Below are 19,639 nucleotides of genomic sequence, written 5' to 3'. Positions count from 1 at the left end.
TTGGTGCTGTGCCATGTTGCGTTGCCGCATGAAACTGATTATCTGGCTGCCAGCACATTCAACCTCGCGGGAGTTTTCTATGCGCATCGACGCCATTTCAATCGGTCATAATCCACCTGAGGACGTCAACGTTATTGTTGAGGTTCCGGTCGGCGGTCATCCCATCAAGTATGAGATGGATAAGGAAGCCGGCACGCTGGTGGTCGATCGTTTCCTCTATACGCCGATGACCTATCCGGGCAATTATGGTTTCGTGCCGCACACGCTGTCGGAAGATGGCGACCCGATCGACGTGCTGATCGCCAGCACCCGCCCGCTGGTTCCCGGCTGCGTCATCAATGTGCGCCCGATCGGCGTCCTGAAGATGGAAGACAATTCCGGCAAGGACGAGAAGATCATCGCCGTGCCGTCGCCGAAGCTGACGCTGCGCTATGAGAAGGTGAAGAACCACACCGATCTTCCCGAGATCACGCTGAAGCAGATCGAGCATTTTTTCGAGCACTACAAGGATCTGGAGCCCGGCAAGTGGGTGAAGATCTTCGGCTGGGGCGACTCCAAGGAAGCCGGCGAACTCATCCTCGAAGCCGTCGAGCGCGCCAAGAAGAAAGGCTGATCGTTCAGCCTAAAAATATCTCGAGCTTTTTTACCAAATCCTCCGGATCGCCGTCGATCCGGAGGATTTTTTTGCGCGCGGTCTCGCCCGAGACGAGGCTGACGCTGGATTTGGGAATGCGCAGGGATTTTGAGATCAAAAGGATGAGTGCCTTGTTGGCCTTGCCTTTCTCGGGCACGGCGGTGACGCGTGCCTTCAGGAAAGCTTGACCCTCGCCGTCGGCCTCAATGCCGTCGAGCACGTCACGCCCGCCAGTCGGCGTCAGCCGGACGGCGAGGCGAAGATGGTCATCGAAAAGGCTCCAGGGACGGCTCAAGCGACCAGCGGGTACAGCGTGGTCCAAAGCAGGGTGCGCAGGAAGAAGATGATCAGCAGCAGGATGATCGGCGAAATATCGATGCCGCCAAGGTTCGGCAGCCGGCGGCGGATCGGCTTCAGCACCGGTTCGGTGACATTATAGAGGAATGTGCCGACCGAATTGACGAACTGATTGCTGGAATTGATAACATTGAAAGCATAGAGCCAGGAAAAAATGGCACTGGCAATCAGGATCCAGGTGTAAATATTCAAAGCCAAATCAATGGTTTGAAACAGCGCAAACATCATCGTCTCCAATTCGTTGTTGACAGACATGTAGACATTGGCGACTAAACGGGCAAGTGCCGTGTGGAAACGCACGGTGAATCATGTTTAACGGGCGGCTTCGCAGCTCTTTCGGCGCCCGTCTCCTCGGAAAACATCCATGTCGTTTTCGCCCACCGGAGACCGTTTTGCCGCGTTCCGGCATTCGTCCTACACGCGGTTCTTCTTCGCGCGCTTCCTGCTTTCCTTCTCGCAGCAGATCGTCAGCGTCGCGGTCGGCTGGCAGATGTACGACCAGACGGGCAGCGCGATCTATCTCGGCTTGATCGGTCTCGTCCAGTTCCTGCCGTCGCTGCTGCTCATCCTCGTCACCGGTTCGGTGGCCGACCGGTACAATCGCCGGGCGATCGCCGCCCTCTGCTCGCTGGTGAGCGCGCTCTGCACGCTGGCACTGCTTGTCATGACTTTGATGGGAAGCTTTACGCCGCTGCCTGTCTTCGCGGTGCTTTTGATCTTCGGCATCGAGCGCGCCTTCATGTCGCCGGCAGTGCAGTCGCTGGCGCCCAATCTCGTGCCGGAGCAGGATCTTTCCAATGCGATCGCCTGGAATTCGTCGTCCTGGCAGCTCGCGGCAATCACCGGGCCGGTGCTCGGTGGCCTGCTCTACGGTGTCAGTGCGCCGACTGCCTATACGGTGGCGGTGATCTTTTCCGTGCTCGGTGCGGCCCTACTCTACATGATCCCGAAACCGGTGCAGAAGACGACCGGCGAGACCAAGAGCTGGGCGATGATCCTCGGCGGCTTCAGTTTCATCCGCGCCGAAAAGGTGGTGCTCGGGGCGATCTCGCTCGACCTCTTCGCCGTGCTGCTCGGCGGGGCGACGGCGCTGATGCCGATCTTCGCACGTGATATTCTCACCCTCGGTCCCTGGGGCCTCGGACTGCTGCGCGCCGCACCCGGCCTTGGCGCCATCGTCATGGCGATCTTCCTTGCCGCTTACCCGCTCAAACATCGCGCCGGCATCTACATGTTCATCGGCGTTGCCCTGTTCGGCGTCGGAACGATCATCTTCGGAGTCTCGACCAACACCGAGGTCTCGATCGCGGCGCTGGCGCTGATGGGGGCGGCCGACATGGTGTCGGTCTATGTGCGCGAGAGCCTGATTGCGCTCTGGACGCCGGATCATCTGCGCGGCCGCGTCAATGCGGTCAACATGGTCTTCGTCGGCGCTTCGAACGAACTCGGAGAATTCAGGGCGGGCACGATGGCGGCGCTCTTCGGCGCGGTGCCGGCGGTTGTCATCGGCGGGGTCGGGACGCTTGTCGTGGCGGCGGTCTGGGCGTCGAGTTTCCCCAAACTGCGCAGGATCGATACGCTCGACGCGCCCCGCGCCTAACGGCGAAATCGGAATCGGTTTTGGGTTATGCGCGAAGAGCGATAGAGGACGTCGCCTTCGCCGTCTTTCCCTCGAAGACGATGTCGAGAAATTCGGTCAGCCAGGCTTTCAGCGGTGCGTCGAACAGCATGCGGCCTTCGAGATGTTCGCGGCCCTGCTGGGCGTTCGGCAGGATGAAGCGATGGGCGCCATGCACGACCCAGCGATGCATCATCACCCGGGTCAGTTCGGCATGGAACTGCAGGCCCCAGGCGTTGCCGTCGTAGCGGAAGGCCTGGTTCGGATAAGCATCTCCTTCGGCGAGCAGATCGGCGCCGCGCGGCAGCTCGAAGCCTTCGCGGTGGAAATGATAGACCATCTTCGGCCAGTGCATCAGCAGGCGGCCCTTCTCGGTCGGGTGCAGCGGATACCAGCCGATCTCCGTCGAGCCGTCGGCATTCGACTGCACCTTGCCGCCGAGATGACGGACCAGCATCTGCGCGCCGAGGCAGATGCCGAGGTAGGGTCGCTTTTCCCGGAGCGGAATGTCGATCCAGTCGATCTCCTTCTTGACGAAGTCATCGGGATCATTGGCGCTCATCGGCCCGCCGAAGACGACGGCGCCGGCATGGTCTTCAAGTGTTGTCGGAAGGGGCTGGCCGAGAACCGGCCGACGGATATCGAGGCGGTAGCCCTTTTCGACCAGCAACTGGCCGACACGGCCGGGGCTCGACCGCTCCTGATGCAGGACGATGAGGATCGGGCGCCTGTCGCGATTCTTGATTTGCTCAGTCGGCATCATCTTGCGCAACCTGGACATCTGTCACCCTGGCGGCGGCCTCCTGCCGCTTCTGGATGCGCTCGCGTGAGGAGACGCCGAGCAGATCGGCGATACGCCAGATCACATGGTCTTCCATCTCGCTGCGCTCGCCATCGGCATAGACGATGTCCCAGAGGATGCCGATCAGCTCCAGCCGTTGCTCGGTATTCAGATGGCGTTTCAGGTCGGCGGTGAAGCGATAATAGTCGACGGCGGAGCTTTCGGCCTCGAGGCCGGCGGCCATCAGAGCATCGAGCTGCTTGCCGTCGAGCGCATACTGCTCCTTCAGGAGCTTGCGTAGCCGCTTCTTCTCGCTGGCTTTGATCTGACCGTCGGCCTCCATGACCTGCATGCAGAGCGCTGCCACTGTGATGCGCGGATCATCAGGGGCGAAACCTTTCTTCGGATTGTCGGCGGTGAGCTTCTGGAAAAATGCCTGAAAGCGTTCGAACATACGGGTTTCGTTCCATTTCAGAAAAGGCGGAGCCGTGTCTTGGGTTCCGGTTCCACCCTGGGATCGCGAACGCCGGGATCATCCGGCAGTCCGCCAAAGAAAGGTTTTGCCTCGCTCGGCGCCGGCGCTTTGTCGCTCACGGGTTCGGCGGGTTGCGGTTTTGCCGGTGCCGGCGCGGGGCGCACGGCCTCGGCAATCGTCGCGGCACGTTCCAGTTCAATGATGCGATGGTCATTGACCGGGCTTTCCGGCCTGACGTCACGCAGCGGCGGCAATGTCTTCAAAGCCGTTTCGATCGAGGCAGGCGCCGAACCGTCTTCGAGCGCACCCTCGATCTGGCCGAAGGGCGCCTTCCATTCGAAGGCGTCGAGACGGCCGGTCACCGGTGATACCGGCAGCCACTTGTCGGACACGAAGCCATCTGCCACCCAGGCCGGATCGCGCGGAGCCTTGAGCGCCTGGGCCAGCCAGTGGCGCACGCGGCCCTGGTCTCCGGTCTCGGCTTCTTCGATGTCGGCCAACAAAAGAAAGGCTGCTTCACGCGGCTGCATGCGCGCCGCTGCCTCCGCTTTGGCGCGAGCCTTGGCGAATTCCTGCGCATCGAGGGCTGCCTGGGCGACGACGAGAAGCGATTCGACGTTGTTCGGGCGCTGCCCTTCCAGCCGCTCGGCGCGCTTCAGGCGGTCGAGCGTGGAATCGCCGCTGCGGGCCCTGACATAGGCTTGGCCGATCTCGGGATGAGGTGACGATTTCCATGCCTGTTCGAGGATCGAGGCGGCCTTGCGCACGCCGCCTTCGCGAAACAGCGCCTTTGCGGCGATGAGGGCTGCCGGAATGAAATCGGCGGCAAGCTTCAGCGCCTGCAGGGCGTCGTCGCGGGCACCCGTCGGGTTGCTTTCCAGCTTCTCGTCGGCGCGCGCCGTCAGAAGGACGGCGTGCAAACGGTTGGCTTCGGCCTTTTCGACGACGCGGGCAGCCTTCTGCTGTTCGAGCAGGCGAATCGCATCATCCCAGCGGCCGGCTTGGCTGCGATATTCGAGCGTTGCCTGTGCGGCCCAGGGAAGATATGGCGCGTTGTCGGCAGCCTTTTCGGCATATTGGCGGGCGGCCTCGTTGGCCCCGAGACGGCGGGCTTCCAGGTAGAGGCCGCGCAGACCGAGTTCCCGCGTCTCGGGATCGTTGGCCATGGCCTCGAATTTGGCCCGCGCCTCGTCATGGCGGCCCTCGATCAGGGCGGCCTGGGCCTCGAGCAGGTTGATCAGCGGTTCCTGATCGGCGCGGATCAGGCCGCGCGAGCGGGCGGCCATCTTGCGGGCGAGTAGCGCATTGCCGGCGCCGGCGGCGATCAGGCCGGTCGACAGCGCCTGATAACCGCGGTCTCGCTTGCGGGCGCGGAAATAACGCGTCACCGAATGCGGCGAGGTCCAGACCAGGCGGATGAACCACCAGGCGATCATCACGGCGGCGACCAGAGCGATGATCGCGCTGGCGGCGACGATCAGCTTTGTCTGATAGATCTGGCCCTCCCAGATCAACGAGAGGTCACCGGGACGATCGGCGAGCCAGGAGAAGCCATAGGCAAGAAGCAGCACGAAGAGGGCGAAGACGACCAGACGGATCAACATGGTCTCATCCCTCCTTGCCGGTGCCGGAAACCGCTTTCGACAGCGCTCCGCCCACCAGTTCCTCGACGCGAATGCGCGCTTCGAGCGATTGCTTGAATGCGGCGGACGCCTGTTTGCCGAGGGCGGGCAGGTTGTTCCATTCGGCGGAAGCGCCGGGCAGGTCGCCGTTCTTCACCTTCTCCTCCATGCGGGCGGCGATCGCTTCGACGCTTTCACCTTCGATATTGCCGACGGGACGCACCGTCACCAGCGACTTGGCGCTCGACATCAGCCGGTCAGACCAGCTCTGATTCGGATCCGGCTGGTTGACGGCTTCGACGATCGCGGTGGCGACATCGGGAACCTCGCGCACCAGCTCGGTGCGTGAGGGAACGCCGGTTTGGGCAAAGGCTCTAAGGTCGGCGGCGGCTGGATCGTCGGGCGCGACGCCGGCGAAGGTGTCGAGTTCGGCCAGGAACGGGCCGCCGCGATCAATCGCCGCCTTCAGGGCGGCAGCGGCGATCGCCCGGGCAACGGCGACGTCCTCGCGCGGCTCGTTCAGCTTCTTTTCGGCCTCTTCGAGGCGCTTGGCGATATCGGCGCGGTTCGTCGTCTGCTGCTCGGAAGACTGGGCAAGCGTCGAGCGCAGCTGGTCGACCTGACCGGTCAGCTCCGCGATCTTCTGGTTGAGTGCCTCGACGTTAACAGAATCGGCCGGTGCGCCGGCCGCGGGCGCCTTGGCAGCCGTTTCCAGCGCAGCGACGCGATTCGCAAGCTCGCCGTCATCTGTGCTCGCCGGATTGGCGGCAAGGTTGGCGACGGCCTGTTTCAGGCCGTCGATCTCACCGGCAAGATCGGTCGTCTCCGGCGAGGTCGCCTGCGGCGTGGAGGAGCCAGGGAGGTAACCCGCATACTGGATGGCGCCGGCGCCAAGCAGCGCCACGAGGCCACCGAAGATGCCGGCAGCAATCAGCCCAGAGGTGCCGGCGCTCTTTGACGCTGGCTGTTCAGGAGGAGGGGTGAAGGAAGGTTCCGGAGCTGCCGGTTCCTCCGCCGGCGCATCCATCGCAGGCTTCTCTTCATATTCGGCATGCGAGGCAGTCTCGGTTTCGGGCGGCGGGCCGTCATCCGCGGCGGCGGTGCGGTCGGTATCACCGGCGGGGTTCTCTATCGGATTTTCGGTATCGGCTGCAGCCGCGAATTCCTGTGCATCGAGGTCGATCGTGACCGGTTCGTCGGCGCTCTTCGAATGGCGTGGCGGGTTTCCCGATACCATGAGGTCCTCTTTATCCTGCATTGCAACGAAACTAGACAGTGATGCCAGTTAAGGGAAGAGGTTAGATCAAATTTGGGCGGGTGGAGCCTCAAAGCAGCGACAAAAGGCTTTTCTCATCCGTCATCGGTGAAATCGTTACGGCTTTTTTCAGAGCCGTGGGGATGGCCTCCGCCACTGCCTCGCTAAGGCAGAGAAAGCGGATTCCACTGAGTTCCGGCACGGCCGATCGCAGTTCCGGCACCCGAAAGAAATCCTCGGCCGTCTGCCGGGAATAGAAGAGAATGGCGTCCGGGTAACCGTTAGCGAAGATCGCGTCGATCTCGGCGGGATCGGGGACGGTCGGCTGCATGCGGTAGCATTCGGCGACGGAAAAACGGATACCGAGTTCTCGCAATCGCCTTTCAAAAGTCTCGGCGCGCGGGGTGCCGGCGAGGTAGAGCAGCGTGCCCGGTTTCTCCGCCGCGACGAGATCGGCGAGATCGCCGCCGTTGCCCTGGGATGAGGCGACCGATCGGAAGCCGAGACTGCGCGCCTCTTCCGCCGTCGTTTCGCCGACCGCAAAAAGCGGGCGGGCGAGATGCGGGTGAAGTTTCTCGCCGAGTGCGGAGAGGACCCTGATGGCTTCGGCGCTGGTCACTGCGATTGCGCCGCTGGTGGCTGCAAGCGCGCCGGCGGCAGCGGCGCTGTCGCGCAGCGGCTGACGCAGCGGTAGCAGCAGCGGCTCGTGGCCCATATCGCGCAGACGTTGTGCGGTTCTCGTCGCCGAATGCGCGGGGCGGGTGACGAGCACGCGCATGGCCGCTTCAGTGCCAGTCGTCGAAAAAAGCGCTGCCGGCCCTGGCGCGCACGTCCTGGCCGGCGCGGGTGCCGAGCGCTGCCGCATCGCGGCGGTGGCCGTCGGTTGTCACCGCATGCTGGCTGCGGCCGTCGGGGGTGATGATGAGGCCGGAGAACCGGATCAGGTCGCCTTCGCAGACGGCATAACCGCCGATCGGCGTGCGGCAGGAGCCGTCGAGTGCGGCGAGGAAGGCGCGTTCGCAGGAGACGGTGTCGAAAGTCGTGATATCGTTGACCGGCGCCAGCAGATCGTCGACCCTGGCATCGCCGATGCGGCTTTCGATGCAGATCGCTCCCTGCGCCGGCGCCGGCGGGAAGGTGTCGGGGTCGAGGATATCGGTCAGCACGTCGACCTTGCCGAGGCGTTTCAGGCCGGCAAGCGCCAGCAGGGTCGCATCCACCTCGCCCGCTTCGAGCTTGCGCAGGCGCGTTTCGACCAGGCCGCGGAAGGTGACGACGTTGATATCCGGCCGCATCCGGCGGATCAGCGCCTGGCGGCGGAGCGAGGATGAACCGACAGTGGCGCCGTGAGGCAGGTCGATCAGTTTGCGCGCGGTGCGGCCGATGACGGCGTCGCGGATATCCTCGCGCGGCAGATAGGCGGAGAGATAAAGCCCCTCGGGCAGCTTCGTCGCCATGTCCTTGGCGGAATGCACGGCAAAATCGAGCTCGCCGGCGATAAGCTTCTGTTCGAGCTCTTCGGTGAACAGCCCCTTGCCGCCGATCTCGGCCAGCGACCGGTCGGTGATGCGGTCGCCCTTGGTGGTCAGCACGACGATCTCGAACATGTCCTCGGGCAGATGATGCGCCGCCATCAGCCTGTCGCGGGCCTCATGCGCCTGGGCAAGCGCCAGCGGGCTGCCTCGCGTGCCGATCCGGAAAGGTTTTGTTTGCATCCGCTCTATTCCGTTGTTACCGGAGTTCTCGTAAACGGGTTTCCATCCCATCGCAATCAACGAACAGGCTTCATGGTTCCCTTTCTGCGCATCCTTGGCATCGAAACGAGCTGCGACGAGACCGCCGCAGCGGTCGTCGAGCGCGATGCGGAGGGGCATTCCAACGTGCTGTCGGACGTCGTGCTTTCCCAGCTCGACGAGCATAGCGCCTATGGCGGCGTGGTGCCCGAGATCGCCGCACGCGCCCATGTCGAAGCGCTGGACGAGCTGATCGAGGAAGCGCTAGCACGCGCCGATGTGTCGCTCAACGACGTCGATGCCATCGCCGCCACGTCGGGGCCGGGGCTGATCGGCGGGCTGCTGGTGGGGTTGATGACCGGCAAGGCGATCGCCAGAGCCGCCGGCAAGCCGCTTTATGCGATCAACCATCTCGAAGGCCATGCGCTGACGGCGCGGCTGACGGACGGGCTTTCCTTTCCCTATCTGATGCTGCTTGTCTCCGGCGGCCATACCCAGCTCATTCTGGTGCGTGGTGTCGGGCAGTACGAACGCTGGGGCACGACGATCGACGATGCGCTGGGCGAAGCCTTCGACAAGACGGCAAAGCTGCTCGGCCTGCCCTATCCCGGCGGCCCGGCGGTGGAGCGGATGGCGCGGGACGGCAATCCCGATCGCTTCGACTTTCCGCGGCCGCTGGTCGGCGAGGCAAGGCTCGACTTTTCCTTCTCCGGCCTGAAGACGGCGGTGCGGCAGGCGGCGCAGGATATCGCGCCGCTCAGCGATCAGGACGTCGCGGATATCTGCGCCTCGTTCCAGAAGGCGGTTTCGCGGACGCTGAAGGACCGTATCGGCCGCGGCCTGCAGCGGTTCAAGACGGAATTTCCGACGACATTCCCTGCTACTGGCGAAAAGCCGGCGCTCGTCGTTGCCGGCGGTGTCGCCGCCAATCTCGAACTGCGCGGCACGCTGCAGGCGTTGTGCGAGAAGAATGGCTTCCGCTTCGTCGCGCCGCCGCTCAGGCTCTGCACCGACAATGCGGTGATGATCGCCTGGGCGGGACTGGAGCGGATGGCGACCGGCGCTGCGCCGGATGCGCTCGACGTGCAGCCGCGCTCGCGCTGGCCGCTCGATTCCAATGCGGAAACGCTGATCGGTTTCGGAAAACGAGGGGCCAAGGCATGAGCGAAAACATCGCCGTCGTCGGATCTGGGGCTTTCGGCACGGCGCTTGCCGCCGTCATCGCCCTTGCCGGCCGCAGCGCCGTGACCCTCGTCGGGCGTGATCCGTCACTGATTGCCGATCTGAAGGCCGAACGGCTGCATGATGCGGTGCTGCCCGGCATTCTCCTGCCCGACACGCTGGAATTTTCCGCCGAGGCGGATGCGATCGCTGGTGCCTCCATCGTGCTTTTTGCAATGCCGTCGCAGGCGCAGGCCGATGCGGCGCGGCAATACGGTCCCTATCTTTCCAAGGATGCTGTCGTCGTTACCTGTGCCAAGGGTATCGAACGGGCGACCGGCAATCTTTTGACCGACATGCTGGAACGGGAACTGCCGGACCATTCCGTCGCCGTACTCTCCGGCCCGGGTTTTGCCGCCGATATCGCCAAGGGCCTGCCGACGGCGATGGCGATTGCTGCAGCCGACATGGAAATCGCCGAGCGGCTCGCTCTGGCGATTTCCGGGCGGACCTTCCGGCTCTACGCTTCCAACGACCGGATCGGCGTGCAACTCGGCGGCGCGTTGAAGAATGTGCTGGCGATCGCCTGCGGCATCGTCGAAGGCCGTGGCATCGGCGATTCGGCGCGTGCGGCGCTGATTGCGCGCGGGCTTGCCGAAATGTCGCGTTTCGTCGTCGCCAAGGGCGGGCACGCGGATACGGTGCGCGGGCTTTCCGGCCTCGGCGATCTGGTGCTGACGGCAACGAGCCATCAATCGCGAAATCTGCGCTTCGGCATCGCGCTCGGGCGCGGCGAAAAGACCGATCCCCTGCAGGGCGCGCTGGTGGAAGGCGCGTTTGCCGCCTCCGTCGCCTCGCGGCTTGCGGCGGAGTTGAAGGTCAGCATGCCGATCACCGATGCCATTTCCGCCATCATCGACGGCAAGCTCGATATATCAGAGGCGATAGAGCAGCTGATGACGCGTCCGATCACCACCGAATAGGAGACAGACATGCTTTTCGCCCTTCTCTGCAAGGACAAACCGGGACATCTGAACGTGCGCATGGATACGCGTCCGACACATATCGAGCATCTGAACAAGCTGAATGCCGAGGGCACGCTGAAGATCGCCGGCCCGTTTCTCGATGACGACGGCAAGCCCTGCGGCAGCCTGATCATCGTCGAAGCGGAATCGAAAGAGGCGGCACGTGCGCTTGCCGATGCCGATCCCTATGCCAAGGCCGGACTATTCGAAAGCGTCGACGTCAAGGCCTACAACTGGGTCTTCAACAAACCGGAGGCGTGAGCATGGCGCACTGGCTCTATAAATCCGAACCCGCCTCCTGGTCCTGGGAGCAGCAGAAGGCTGCCGGCGAAAAGGGCACGGAATGGACCGGCGTCCGCAACTATCTGGCGCGCAACAACATGCGGGCGATGCAGATCGGCGACAAAGGGTTCTTCTATCATTCCAATGACGGGCTGGAGATCGTCGGCATCGTCGAAGTCTGCGCCTTGTCGCATCCGGATTCCTCCGCCAAGGGCGATCCGAAGTGGGATTGCGTCGATATCCGCGCCGTCATCGACGTGCCGAAGCCGGTGACGCTGAAGGATGTCAAGGCGAGCGAGAAGCTCGCCAAGATGGCGCTCGTCACCTCGATGCGGCTTTCGGTGCAGCCGGTGACCGAGGAGGAATATCTCGAAGTCTGCCGCATGGGCGGACTGGACAATCCGCCGCGTTGAAGACCGATCCGCAAGCTTTCATCCGCGCCAATACCAGCCTGATGCCGCCGCCGCATGTGCCGGAGGTTTCGCTCTATCTGGCGAGCGAGGCGCATGAACTCTGGCTGAAGACCGAGGAGGAGCTGGAAGCAATCGGCCTGCCGCCGCCCTTCTGGGCTTTTGCCTGGGCGGGCGGCCAGGGACTGGCGCGCTACGTTCTCGATCATCCTGAAACGGTGCGCGGCAAGCGCGTGCTTGATTTCGCCAGCGGTTCCGGCCTTGTCGGCATTGCGGCGATGATCGCCGGTGCCCGGGAAGTCACGGCCGCCGATATCGATCCCTGGGCGGAAGCCGCAGTCGGGCTGAATGCCGAGGCCAACAGCGTTTTACTCGGATTTACCGGCGCCGATCTGATCGGGCAGGCCGTCGATGCGGATATCGTGCTTGCCGGCGACGTCTTCTACGACCGCGCTTTCGCCGATGCGCTCGTTCCCTGGTTCGCAAAGCTGGCGGCCGACGGCAAGTGGGTGCTGGTCGGAGACCCCGGACGCAGTTACCTGCCGAGTGAGCGGCTGGAATTCTGCGCGGTTTATGAGGTGCCGGTAACGCGGGCGCTGGAGGACAGCGAGATCAAGAAGACTACGGTGTGGCGGTTCGCTTCCTAGATCGGATCGACATTCGGGACTCGATCATTCGCGATCACCGGACCCTTCTCAAGCAAGCAAGGCATGCTGCGGGGTCGGCCGGAAGGCGACCGGCGTGAGCCCGCATGATATTGAATTCTAACATGTTACCCTCTTTGTCATTGTTATGACCAAGAGTATGTGCGGCCTTTCTCAGGGGTACAATCGGTAAAGCAACGTCTTCGATCAGGAAACGTTATGTTGCTATATCAGATCGTTATGCTGCGCCGCTTGTCACGCAACTGTCCCAAATTAACCCATTAATTAGCATTCACTTGCATGCGCGGACTGCGATGCTACCGTCGCCGGCATCGTGGGGGATCGCGCATGACGATTGAAGAGCTGATCGATTTACAGGAAGCAGGCTCAAGGGCGCGGGTGCTCGGCCTGAAGGCTCACGAAAACCCATACCTCGCCGCCCATAGGATGCCGACTGGTGATACCAGTGCCCTCGGGGATTGGCTTGCGCGTCACGACGCGTGGAAGTTCGGTTGGGAAGCGGAGGACGCCAGCCGCGAAGGTAGGATTGTTACGCACTTCAAGGAGCTGATCTCGATTGCCAAACGAGGTGCACTCGATGCGTAACGTTAGGTTTTCTTGCCCCGCCACAGCGAAGGATCGGCGCCTCTTTCACCATCGGATTGCCAGCGTTCAGGCCTTTTCGAAGAGCGGTGAGATCACCATTTCCGGCACCAGCACCAGGCCCTTGTCGGTTATCCGGATTTCCGGGATGACCGACAGCGGGATGAGGTTGAAGCCCATATAGGCGATGGTGCAGCCTGCCCTTTCCCATTCGAGCTTCAAGGCCTTTACCTCGTCCGCAACCTGGTGCACGCGCTTGTCGGACAAAAGCCCGGCGATCGGCAGTGGCACCATGGCCGTCACCTTGCCGTCCATGACGACACAGACGCCGCCCTGCCTTTCCGCGATAGCATCGAGCGCCACCTGCATGTCCGCTGCATTGGTGCCGGCGACGATGATGTTGTGGCTGTCGTGGCCGACCGAGGATGCGACCGCGCCTTGCCTGAGGCCGAAGCCGTTGAGCAGCCCGTGGGCGACATTGCCGGCAGACTTGCCGTGACGCTCCACCACCGTCACGAAGCAGAGGTCGTGCTTGTCGAAATGGGTTTGCCAGTCATTGGCCGGCTCCAGCGTCACCGTGACATGGCCGAGGGTGATGCCAGGCAGCTCGGTCCTGATCGTATGAGCGACGACCGTCTCCGTCGGCAGGTCCGGTGTCAGCTTGAGATTTTTTGCCAGCTTGACCGTGTGGTAGGCGGCATCCGGATAGCGGTACGGTTTCGACAGGGCTTCGTCGAGGATCGGCATGATCTTCTTGCCGTCGACGACGAGCTCGCCGCCATACCAGGTGCTGACCGGCGTAAGGTCGTCGCTGAGAAGCACCAGGTCGGCGCGGCGCCCGCCGCCCAGACCGCCGATTTCGCCCTCCATGCCGAACCGCGTCGCGCCGTGCAGCGAACCCATCGCCCAGGCCTCTTCCGGCCTCATGCCGTATTTCACGGCTTCGCGCGTTACCCAGTCCAGGCCGAAGGCGAGCAGATCTTCGGCATCACGGTCGTCGGTGCAGACGGCGACGCGCTTGTGGGAGGCGCCGAGCTCGGTGATCGTCTTGATCGCCTGCGGCAGCGAATGCCAGGGAGTCGTCGGCGGGCCGCCGCGCAGGAAGATCCACACGCCGGCTTCCAGCAGGTCGTCGGCAATGTCGCGGTCGATGGCTTCATGCGTGTCGGTAACGCCGGATGCGGCATAGGCGGCAACGAACTCTCGTCCGTAGACATGGCCCGATACCGGCCTGCCACGCTCGAGCGCTGCAGCCAGGATCGCATGGCTGCGCTCGTCGCCCATCGCAACGGGGACAAAATCCATTTTCTCACCGAGAGCCACGGCTTCCGGCCATTTGTCGAACAGGGCGGCGATCTTGTCCGGCGTCAGGTCGCCGCCGGCTGTTTCCAGATCCGGCGTCGTCGCCGGCACGGTGCTCGGCACGGTCAGGAAGATCGACAGCGGCGCCTGCCGTGCATCCTCGAGCATGGCCTCGACGCCGGCGACGTCCATGACATTGCCGATCTCGTGGCTGTCGCAGAAGATCGTCGTCGTGCCGTTGAGGAGCGCGGCTTCGGCATAGGCGCAGGCCGTCACCATCGAGGATTCGATATGGATATGCGGATCGACCAAGCCCGGGGCGATGATGCCGCCCCTGGCGTCGTAGAGCTTGGCGCTCCCGCCTCTGTAGCTGCCGGCCGACTTCACGGCTGCAATGCGGCCCCCCGAAATCCAGACTTCGCGTCCGTCGATAAAGCGCTCCGAATAGGTGGACAAAACGCGTGCGCCCTGGATGACCAGGTCGGGTTCGCGACGAGCGGAGGCGACATCGGCAAGGCGGCGGGTCATGGTCGAGAGCGGCTGAACGGAGAAGCGGGTAAGCGTGCTCATGTAAACCTCATTTCCAGGGCTCGGGGGAGAACTGGCGAGATTGTAAGGAACGCCGTCGGCGGAAGGAAGCACGAATAGGCCTTGTCTCCGGCGCAGGTCCAGGACTACCGGAGCAGGGCGACAGGCGCGTTCCGATTATTTGCGATCGGCCGGACCCAAAGATGTCAGCCGGCGATCGAAACTGCCTCATACACCATCGTCGCGGCGGCAAGATCGGCCAACGCCGTTCCGACTGCCTTGTAGAGAGTGATCTCATCGTTGGACGTCCGTGCCGGAACATCCCGGCGACACAGCTCGTCAAGTGTCGCACGCACCGCATCCGCAGAAATGACGCCGGCCCTGATCGGCTGAACAAGATCGCCCGCTTCGTGAAGGGCTTCGTGCGTGTCGATATAGACAGACGAGCGCCGAAGCGCCTCGTCATCGGCCTCGCGCATCGCCGGGGTGAAGCCGCCGATCAGATCGACATGCGTGCCCGGCCGCAGCCATTCGCCGCGGATAAGCGGTGCTGTCGCCAGCGTCGCCGCGCTGACGATATCGGCTTGCCGCACTGCTGCTTCCAGATCCGTGACGGCAGTGGCCTGGAGCCCCTGTCGCCGGAGGCTCTGCGCCAGCCGTTCCGCACTGGCGGGATCGATATCCCAGATATCGACATAAGCGATCGGCCGGACGGCGCGGTAGGCATCGGGTATGAGGCTCGCGACGCGGCCTGCGCCGATCACCAGCAGACGGCGTGCATCTTTTCGAGCAAGATAATCCGCGGCAAGGGCCGATGCCGCTACCGTGCGGCGCGCCGTGATCGTGTTTCCGTCAAGGAGCGCAAGCTGCATCCCGGTTCGGCCATCGTAGAGCATGTAAGTCGAGGTCAAACCGGGAATGCCGCGCAGCGTGTTGCCGGGAAAGACGGTGACGATCTTGATGCCAAGGTAACGCTCCGACCGGTGCGTTTCATGCCAGGCCGGCATCAAAAGCAGCGTCGCATCCGGCTCGCCGCTATTGGCTATCGTGTGGTGATGCCGTACCGGCACAACGCAGCCTTCGGCAAATGCTTGCCGCAGGGTCGCGACCAGCGCGCCGAAAGGGAGAAGCTCGCCCGTTGTCCGGGCATCGAGAATACGGATTTGTGTGTCGGTCATTGAAACGATCTCTCAGGAAGGTCTGATTGCTGGATAAAGCGAATTCTGTGTGATTGAACGAGAGCGGCGTCGCCGCAGGGCGGCGCGCCAGCTTTTCAACCGGCATCGGCCCTTGGACATGTCGTTGCGATCGGAATGCGGAGCAATTCGGCGCCGCTCAGCCAAACGCCGCTTTCTTCTCCAGAAATCTGGCGTATTGCGTCAGCGGATAGCACAGGGCGAAGAAGATCACCGCGACGAGACCGTAGACCTTGAAAGGTTCGAAGGTCGCGTTGTTGATGGCGTTCGCGGTTTTCAGCAGTTCGTCGAAGCCGAGGATCGAGGCCAGTGCGGTGCTCTTGATCAACTGGACCAAGAACCCGACGGTCGGCGCGCGCGTGATCCGGAAAGCCTGCGGCAGGATGACAAGGCGAAGTTCGAGGAGACGATGCAAGCCCAGGCTGGCTGCGGCGTCCCATTGCCCGCGCGGCACCGCCTCGACGCCGCTCCGCCAGATTTCCGCAAGATAAGCGCTAGCATAGAACGTCAGGCCGCAGACGGCGGCAGTCCATGACTCGATCCGGAAACCGAGCATCGGCAGGCCGAAGAACATCAAAAACAGCTGCATCAGGAGCGGCGTTCCCTGAAACAGGGCGATGTAGCCGGACGCGAAGCTGCGCGGCCAGCGTATTTTCGATATCCGTGCAGACAGGATCGCCAGGCCAACGATGGCGCCGCCGGCAAAGGCTGCGAGCGAAAGCATAAGGGTCCAGCGTGTCGCGAAGACAAGATTGCGCAGAATGTCCCAGAAGGTGAACTCAATCATGCCAGACCGGCTCCCAGAAAACGGCGCTTCCCGGCGAAAAGGAGCCGGCGAAGTGCGGCGGACATCGAAAGGTAGATCAACGTCGCCACCAGATAGGTCTCGAAGGAGCGGAAGGTGCGCGATTGAAGCAGATCGGCCTCCTGCGCCAGCTCGCGGACGGATATTTGCGAAACCACCGCCGATTCCAGCATCATGATGATGATCTGGCTCGTCAGCGCCGGAAAGATGATGGCGATCGCCTGCGGCAGGATGATCTTGAAGAACACCAGCCGAGGCCTGAGGCCGAGTGCCTGCGCCGCCTCCTTCTGGCCTCTCGGTATGGCATCGAGCCCGGCCCCGACCACCTCGATCGTGTAGGCCGCCATGTTGAGGGTCATGGCAAGGACGGCGGCAGTGATCGGATCGAGGCGAATGCCGAGACTAGGCAAGCCGAAGAAGATGAAGAACAGCTGCACCAGGAATGGCGTGTTGCGCATGATCTCCACATACAGGCCGACGGCCTTGCGCAACCATGGATAAGGTCCCCGGCGCGCGGCCGCGCCGAGAATGCTGAGAACGATCCCGAGGACCGATGTGGAGACCGTCAGGGCAAGCGTCGTGCCTGCTCCATAGGCCAGAGCTCCCATTCCGTCCCAAAGCCAATTGAAATCGAGGCTGTATCTCATCGCTTGTCCTTTGGAGCCGGATGATCCGGGCCGGGTCGGCCCGAAATCCCGATCCGCCTCTCAAGCAAAGAATTGGAGCATGATGCCACCGCAATCGCTTGCAGTTTTCGGCATCATGCTCTGGTGAGTGGGAGGCTGCCCTCGTCAGTCCTTGAGATTTTCAGGGTTGAGCGGCGCTTTCAGCCAGCTCTTCGAGCTTGCGTCGAGCGAACCATCGGCGATCATTGCGGCGACGCTGTCATTGACAACCTTCTTCAGGCCTTCCTCGCCCTTGCGGAGCGCGATGTGCGAGGGGGAGCTGAGGAGCTGGAACTTCTGCTCCGGCTTCAGCTCGTCCTGTCGTGCCAGAACCTGCGCACCGACATCGTTGCCGACGACCATCAACTGGGTCTGGCCGGATATGAAAGCCTGGATGACCGAATTATAGTTCTCGAAACGCTGGATCGCAGCCGAGCCGGGGGCGACGGCCGTCAGCGACGTGTCTTCGAGCGTCCCACGATTGACGGCAACGGTCTTGTCGGCGAGGTCTTCCTTGCCGCTCACCTTCAGCGCCGCCGGACCGATGACGGCGATATAGTAGGGGGCGTACGGGGCGGCAAAATCGATAACCTCGGCGCGCTCCTTCGAATAACCGACGCTCATCAGCAGGTCGACGCGGTCGTCGTTCAGGTAGGCGATCCTGTTCTGGCCGGTAACGCTGACGAGATTGAGTTTCACGCCGAGCCCGTCGGCGATCTTCTGGGCGACGTCGACGTCATAGCCCTTGATGCTCATATCGGCGCTTGCCGAAGAGAAGGGCGGGAAATCGGAGAAGATGCCGATGTTGATCTCGCCTGCGGCCTTGATATCGGCAAGTTCGTCGGCCTGCGCGGCCCCTGCCAGGATGCCGAACACGGCAATTGCAGCGGTGGCAGTGTAGCGCAATTTCATAAGAGCAGTCATGTCGTTCCCCTTTTTGAGACGTGTTGTGCGACAGGTGATGGATGGCAGCGGGCAAGAGGCACGCTGCCCGTGTGGAGCTGGTTCTCAGGTCAGCTTTGTCCTGACCGCGGGACTGAACATCGCGAGGCACAGGAGTTCGAACAGGACCTGGGCGGCGATCTGCGCGGTGTTGGTGGTGTTGTCGTATTGCGGCGCGATTTCCACGACGTCGCCGCCGACGAGGTTGATGCCCTTGAAGCCGCGCAGCAGGGTCAGGGCCTCCCTCGGCTGAAGCCCGCCGACTTCCGGCGTGCCGGTTCCCGGAGCGAAGGCTGGATCGAGGCTGTCCACGTCGAAACTGAGATAGGTCGGACCGGCGCCGACAACCTCCAGAGCCTTTGTGATCACCGCCTTGAGCCCCATCTCCGCCACCTCTTCAGCGTGGATGACGGTCATGCCGGAGGCAAAGGAGAACTCCCAGAGATATTCGCCGCCGCCGCGGATGCCGATCTGAATCGTACGCTTCGGATCGAGCACGCCCGCCAGAACCGCCTCGCGGAAGGGCGCACCGTGATGGAACTTCGAGCCCTCATAGGGACCGGCGGTGTCGCAATGAGCATCGATGTGGATCATGCCGACCGGCTGGCTGGCCGCCAGGCCCTTGAGAATGGCGCCGGAGATCGAATGGTCGCCGCCGACCGACAGCGGGATAACTCCGGTCGCCGCGATCATCCGGTAGCAGGCCTCGATGTCGGCATGGCATTCGGCCAGGCCGAACCGGCTGCGCATCGGCACGTCGCCGACATCGGCGACCTTTAGCCCTCCCATCGGCGCGACACGCAGAACATGTTCGTAGGGACCGATACGCTCGACAGCCCGGACGGCCCGCGGCCCCAGCCGCGCGCCGGCGCGATTGGTGACGCCGAGGTCCATCGGCACGCCGATCAGAGCCACGTCAAGCGCCTCAAGCACCTCGGGCCGTAAGCCGTTCTCGATGAAACGGGCATCCAGAAAGGTCGCAGGATCGGCGAAGGGCCATTTGCGGCTGTCGCCGTCCTTGAATACGCTCGCCGCCACGGCGCGGAAGTGCGGATCTTCCATCTCCCCGCCTGCAGCGCTGCCGAAGCGCTTTCTCAAGTCTTCCAGAAAATCCCGGTCAATGGTCAAGACAGGCTCCCACGGTATTGATACTGGCATCATCATCGGGGCCGCCCGCTTCTCTTGGAACCGCGAAAATTCGAGAGGGGATATAACGATTCCTGATAGCTCGGATCCGCCGAGGCTCCGCGATGCGGGTAATGCGTTCTTCGGTATGTTCAGAAAATTTTATAAGCCGGCGAGAATTTTCCCACTACCGCGGTTGGCAACCTCAGGCGCTGCCGAGATTTGCCTGAGGCCGGAAAGCGTCGAGATATCGTCCGGCGCTCCGGGTGCCGGAGCCATGACCGGACGCGTTGCCGACGTCGTGACACTCGGTGCCTTCAGGCATGTCGTTCTGGACCTCGTCAGTGGCGACCGCATAATCTCGGCTTGCCCGAACCGTCCAGACATAGCCTTCGCGCGCGGCCAGGAGATCAGCGTTTCCATTCCCCCCGAGGCATGCGTTCTCTTTGCGCGATAAGCTGGCATCGACCGGGCGC

At 63.0% G+C, this 19,639-nt stretch carries 22 protein-coding genes and 1 pseudogene; 9 read left to right on the top strand and 14 right to left on the bottom strand.

From position 1 onward, the window contains the following. Window positions 1–79: 79 nt before the first annotated feature. Window positions 80–613, top strand: coding sequence for an inorganic diphosphatase (gene ppa, locus V8P77_RS19090; RefSeq protein ID WP_025396319.1), 534 nt, complete (start codon window positions 80–82; stop codon window positions 611–613). A gap of 4 nt (window positions 614–617) precedes the next feature. Here ppa and V8P77_RS19085 read toward each other — a convergent pair whose 3' ends face one another. Continuing rightward, window positions 618–929, bottom strand: a complete 312-nt coding sequence (locus V8P77_RS19085) for a DUF167 domain-containing protein (RefSeq protein WP_335913795.1) — start codon at window positions 927–929, stop codon at window positions 618–620. Then, the gene (locus V8P77_RS19080; RefSeq protein WP_025396317.1) at window positions 926–1,216 is read right to left on the bottom strand and encodes a YggT family protein; all 291 of its coding nucleotides are present in this window, start codon (window positions 1,214–1,216) and stop codon (window positions 926–928) included. Before V8P77_RS19080 ends, V8P77_RS19085 begins: the two co-directional genes overlap by 4 nt. Window positions 1,217–1,355: 139 nt before the next feature. On the opposite strand from V8P77_RS19080, the gene V8P77_RS19075 reads away from it, so the two are divergent. Next, complete coding sequence (locus V8P77_RS19075; RefSeq protein WP_335913794.1) at window positions 1,356–2,591, top strand: MFS transporter; 1,236 nt, start codon at window positions 1,356–1,358, stop codon at window positions 2,589–2,591. Window positions 2,592–2,616: 25 nt separating this feature from the next. On the opposite strand, the gene V8P77_RS19070 is transcribed toward V8P77_RS19075, so the two are convergent. From V8P77_RS19070 to hemC, 6 genes are all read right to left on the bottom strand, one after another. Continuing rightward, window positions 2,617–3,390 carry a glutamine amidotransferase gene (locus V8P77_RS19070; RefSeq protein WP_335913793.1) on the bottom strand — a complete coding sequence of 258 codons (774 nt, stop codon included), beginning with the start codon at window positions 3,388–3,390 and terminating at the stop codon, window positions 2,617–2,619. Further along, a complete protein-coding gene (locus V8P77_RS19065; RefSeq protein WP_017962409.1) occupies window positions 3,359–3,844 on the bottom strand; it encodes a tellurite resistance TerB family protein in 486 nt (161 codons plus the stop codon). Before V8P77_RS19065 ends, V8P77_RS19070 begins: the two co-directional genes overlap by 32 nt. A 17-nt stretch (window positions 3,845–3,861) precedes the next feature. After that, window positions 3,862–5,469 carry a heme biosynthesis protein HemY gene (locus V8P77_RS19060; protein ID WP_335913792.1) on the bottom strand — a complete coding sequence of 536 codons (1,608 nt, stop codon included), beginning with the start codon at window positions 5,467–5,469 and terminating at the stop codon, window positions 3,862–3,864. A gap of 4 nt (window positions 5,470–5,473) precedes the next feature. Further along, window positions 5,474–6,745 (bottom strand): COG4223 family protein, encoded by a 1,272-nt coding sequence (locus V8P77_RS19055; RefSeq protein ID WP_335913791.1) that lies wholly within the window; start codon window positions 6,743–6,745, stop codon window positions 5,474–5,476. A 67-nt stretch (window positions 6,746–6,812) separates the two neighbouring features. Continuing rightward, on the bottom strand, window positions 6,813–7,520 hold the full coding sequence (locus V8P77_RS19050) for a uroporphyrinogen-III synthase (RefSeq protein WP_335913790.1): 708 nt from the start codon (window positions 7,518–7,520) through the stop codon (window positions 6,813–6,815). Window positions 7,521–7,527: 7 nt separating this feature from the next. Then, complete coding sequence (hemC, locus tag V8P77_RS19045) at window positions 7,528–8,457, bottom strand: hydroxymethylbilane synthase (RefSeq protein WP_335913789.1); 930 nt, start codon at window positions 8,455–8,457, stop codon at window positions 7,528–7,530. Between the two features lie 72 nt (window positions 8,458–8,529). Here hemC and tsaD point away from each other — a divergent pair, with 72 nt between their 5' ends. From tsaD to V8P77_RS19015, 6 genes are all read left to right on the top strand, one after another. Further along, on the top strand, window positions 8,530–9,639 hold the full coding sequence (gene tsaD, locus V8P77_RS19040; RefSeq protein WP_335913788.1) for a tRNA (adenosine(37)-N6)-threonylcarbamoyltransferase complex transferase subunit TsaD: 1,110 nt from the start codon (window positions 8,530–8,532) through the stop codon (window positions 9,637–9,639). After that, window positions 9,636–10,619, top strand: a complete 984-nt coding sequence (locus V8P77_RS19035; protein WP_335913787.1) for an NAD(P)H-dependent glycerol-3-phosphate dehydrogenase — start codon at window positions 9,636–9,638, stop codon at window positions 10,617–10,619. The genes tsaD and V8P77_RS19035 overlap by 4 nt, the downstream gene beginning before the upstream one ends. 9 nt (window positions 10,620–10,628) lie before the next feature. Beyond that, a complete protein-coding gene (locus V8P77_RS19030; protein ID WP_003543605.1) occupies window positions 10,629–10,922 on the top strand; it encodes a YciI-like protein in 294 nt (97 codons plus the stop codon). A 2-nt stretch (window positions 10,923–10,924) separates the two neighbouring features. After that, entirely contained in the window at window positions 10,925–11,356 is a 432-nt protein-coding gene (locus tag V8P77_RS19025; protein WP_027666901.1) for an EVE domain-containing protein, read from the top strand. Beyond that, window positions 11,353–12,000 carry a class I SAM-dependent methyltransferase gene (locus tag V8P77_RS19020; protein ID WP_335913786.1) on the top strand — a complete coding sequence of 216 codons (648 nt, stop codon included), beginning with the start codon at window positions 11,353–11,355 and terminating at the stop codon, window positions 11,998–12,000. The genes V8P77_RS19025 and V8P77_RS19020 overlap by 4 nt, the downstream gene beginning before the upstream one ends. Window positions 12,001–12,345: 345 nt before the next feature. Continuing rightward, the gene (locus V8P77_RS19015) at window positions 12,346–12,603 is read left to right on the top strand and encodes a CrpP-related protein (protein WP_025396307.1); all 258 of its coding nucleotides are present in this window, start codon (window positions 12,346–12,348) and stop codon (window positions 12,601–12,603) included. Between the two features lie 66 nt (window positions 12,604–12,669). Here the strand turns inward: V8P77_RS19015 and V8P77_RS19010 are convergent, their stop codons facing one another. From V8P77_RS19010 to speB, 6 genes are all read right to left on the bottom strand, one after another. Next, window positions 12,670–14,472 (bottom strand): adenine deaminase, encoded by a 1,803-nt coding sequence (locus V8P77_RS19010; protein WP_335913785.1) that lies wholly within the window; start codon window positions 14,470–14,472, stop codon window positions 12,670–12,672. A 164-nt stretch (window positions 14,473–14,636) separates the two neighbouring features. After that, a complete protein-coding gene (lhpI, locus tag V8P77_RS19005; RefSeq protein WP_335913784.1) occupies window positions 14,637–15,608 on the bottom strand; it encodes a bifunctional Delta(1)-pyrroline-2-carboxylate/Delta(1)-piperideine-2-carboxylate reductase in 972 nt (323 codons plus the stop codon). A 157-nt stretch (window positions 15,609–15,765) separates the two neighbouring features. Beyond that, a complete protein-coding gene (locus tag V8P77_RS19000) occupies window positions 15,766–16,413 on the bottom strand; it encodes an amino acid ABC transporter permease (RefSeq protein ID WP_335913783.1) in 648 nt (215 codons plus the stop codon). Further along, window positions 16,410–17,078, bottom strand: a complete 669-nt coding sequence (locus tag V8P77_RS18995; RefSeq protein ID WP_077977845.1) for an amino acid ABC transporter permease — start codon at window positions 17,076–17,078, stop codon at window positions 16,410–16,412. The genes V8P77_RS19000 and V8P77_RS18995 overlap by 4 nt, the downstream gene beginning before the upstream one ends. A gap of 144 nt (window positions 17,079–17,222) precedes the next feature. Then, entirely contained in the window at window positions 17,223–18,020 is a 798-nt protein-coding gene (locus V8P77_RS18990; RefSeq protein ID WP_168291331.1) for a transporter substrate-binding domain-containing protein, read from the bottom strand. Window positions 18,021–18,104: 84 nt separating this feature from the next. Then, window positions 18,105–19,166: an agmatinase gene (gene speB / locus V8P77_RS18985; RefSeq protein WP_335913782.1), complete on the bottom strand. Its 1,062-nt coding sequence runs from the start codon at window positions 19,164–19,166 to the stop codon at window positions 18,105–18,107. A 196-nt stretch (window positions 19,167–19,362) separates the two neighbouring features. Here speB and V8P77_RS18980 point away from each other — a divergent pair. Further along, window positions 19,363–19,620 (top strand): annotated as a pseudogene (locus tag V8P77_RS18980) (TOBE domain-containing protein); the annotation flags it as partial. Window positions 19,621–19,639 lie beyond the last annotated feature (19 nt).

The sequence above is a fragment of the Rhizobium aouanii genome, from assembly GCF_037002925.1.
Classification (GTDB): Bacteria; Pseudomonadota; Alphaproteobacteria; order Rhizobiales; family Rhizobiaceae; genus Rhizobium; species Rhizobium aouanii.
The sequence above is the reverse complement of the archived record's forward strand: the minus strand, read 5'-3'. Positions and strand labels throughout refer to the sequence as shown.

Bases quoted from the DNA above. Each gene is read 5' to 3' on its own strand.
- ppa (WP_025396319.1), top strand. From the start codon at position 80: ATGCGCATCGACGCCATTTCAATCGGTCATAATCCACCTGAGGACGTC.
- V8P77_RS19080 (WP_025396317.1), bottom strand. From the start codon at position 1,216: ATGTTTGCGCTGTTTCAAACCATTGATTTGGCTTTGAATATTTACACC.
- V8P77_RS19075 (WP_335913794.1), top strand. From the start codon at position 1,356: ATGTCGTTTTCGCCCACCGGAGACCGTTTTGCCGCGTTCCGGCATTCG.
- V8P77_RS19070 (WP_335913793.1), bottom strand. From the start codon at position 3,390: ATGTCCAGGTTGCGCAAGATGATGCCGACTGAGCAAATCAAGAATCGC.
- V8P77_RS19065 (WP_017962409.1), bottom strand. From the start codon at position 3,844: ATGTTCGAACGCTTTCAGGCATTTTTCCAGAAGCTCACCGCCGACAAT.
- V8P77_RS19060 (WP_335913792.1), bottom strand. From the start codon at position 5,469: ATGTTGATCCGTCTGGTCGTCTTCGCCCTCTTCGTGCTGCTTCTTGCC.
- V8P77_RS19055 (WP_335913791.1), bottom strand. From the start codon at position 6,745: ATGCAGGATAAAGAGGACCTCATGGTATCGGGAAACCCGCCACGCCAT.
- V8P77_RS19050 (WP_335913790.1), bottom strand. From the start codon at position 7,520: ATGCGCGTGCTCGTCACCCGCCCCGCGCATTCGGCGACGAGAACCGCA.
- hemC (WP_335913789.1), bottom strand. From the start codon at position 8,457: ATGCAAACAAAACCTTTCCGGATCGGCACGCGAGGCAGCCCGCTGGCG.
- tsaD (WP_335913788.1), top strand. From the start codon at position 8,530: ATGGTTCCCTTTCTGCGCATCCTTGGCATCGAAACGAGCTGCGACGAG.
- V8P77_RS19035 (WP_335913787.1), top strand. From the start codon at position 9,636: ATGAGCGAAAACATCGCCGTCGTCGGATCTGGGGCTTTCGGCACGGCG.
- V8P77_RS19030 (WP_003543605.1), top strand. From the start codon at position 10,629: ATGCTTTTCGCCCTTCTCTGCAAGGACAAACCGGGACATCTGAACGTG.
- V8P77_RS19025 (WP_027666901.1), top strand. From the start codon at position 10,925: ATGGCGCACTGGCTCTATAAATCCGAACCCGCCTCCTGGTCCTGGGAG.
- V8P77_RS19015 (WP_025396307.1), top strand. From the start codon at position 12,346: ATGACGATTGAAGAGCTGATCGATTTACAGGAAGCAGGCTCAAGGGCG.
- V8P77_RS19010 (WP_335913785.1), bottom strand. From the start codon at position 14,472: ATGAGCACGCTTACCCGCTTCTCCGTTCAGCCGCTCTCGACCATGACC.
- lhpI (WP_335913784.1), bottom strand. From the start codon at position 15,608: ATGACCGACACACAAATCCGTATTCTCGATGCCCGGACAACGGGCGAG.
- V8P77_RS19000 (WP_335913783.1), bottom strand. From the start codon at position 16,413: ATGATTGAGTTCACCTTCTGGGACATTCTGCGCAATCTTGTCTTCGCG.
- V8P77_RS18995 (WP_077977845.1), bottom strand. From the start codon at position 17,078: ATGAGATACAGCCTCGATTTCAATTGGCTTTGGGACGGAATGGGAGCT.
- V8P77_RS18990 (WP_168291331.1), bottom strand. From the start codon at position 18,020: ATGACTGCTCTTATGAAATTGCGCTACACTGCCACCGCTGCAATTGCC.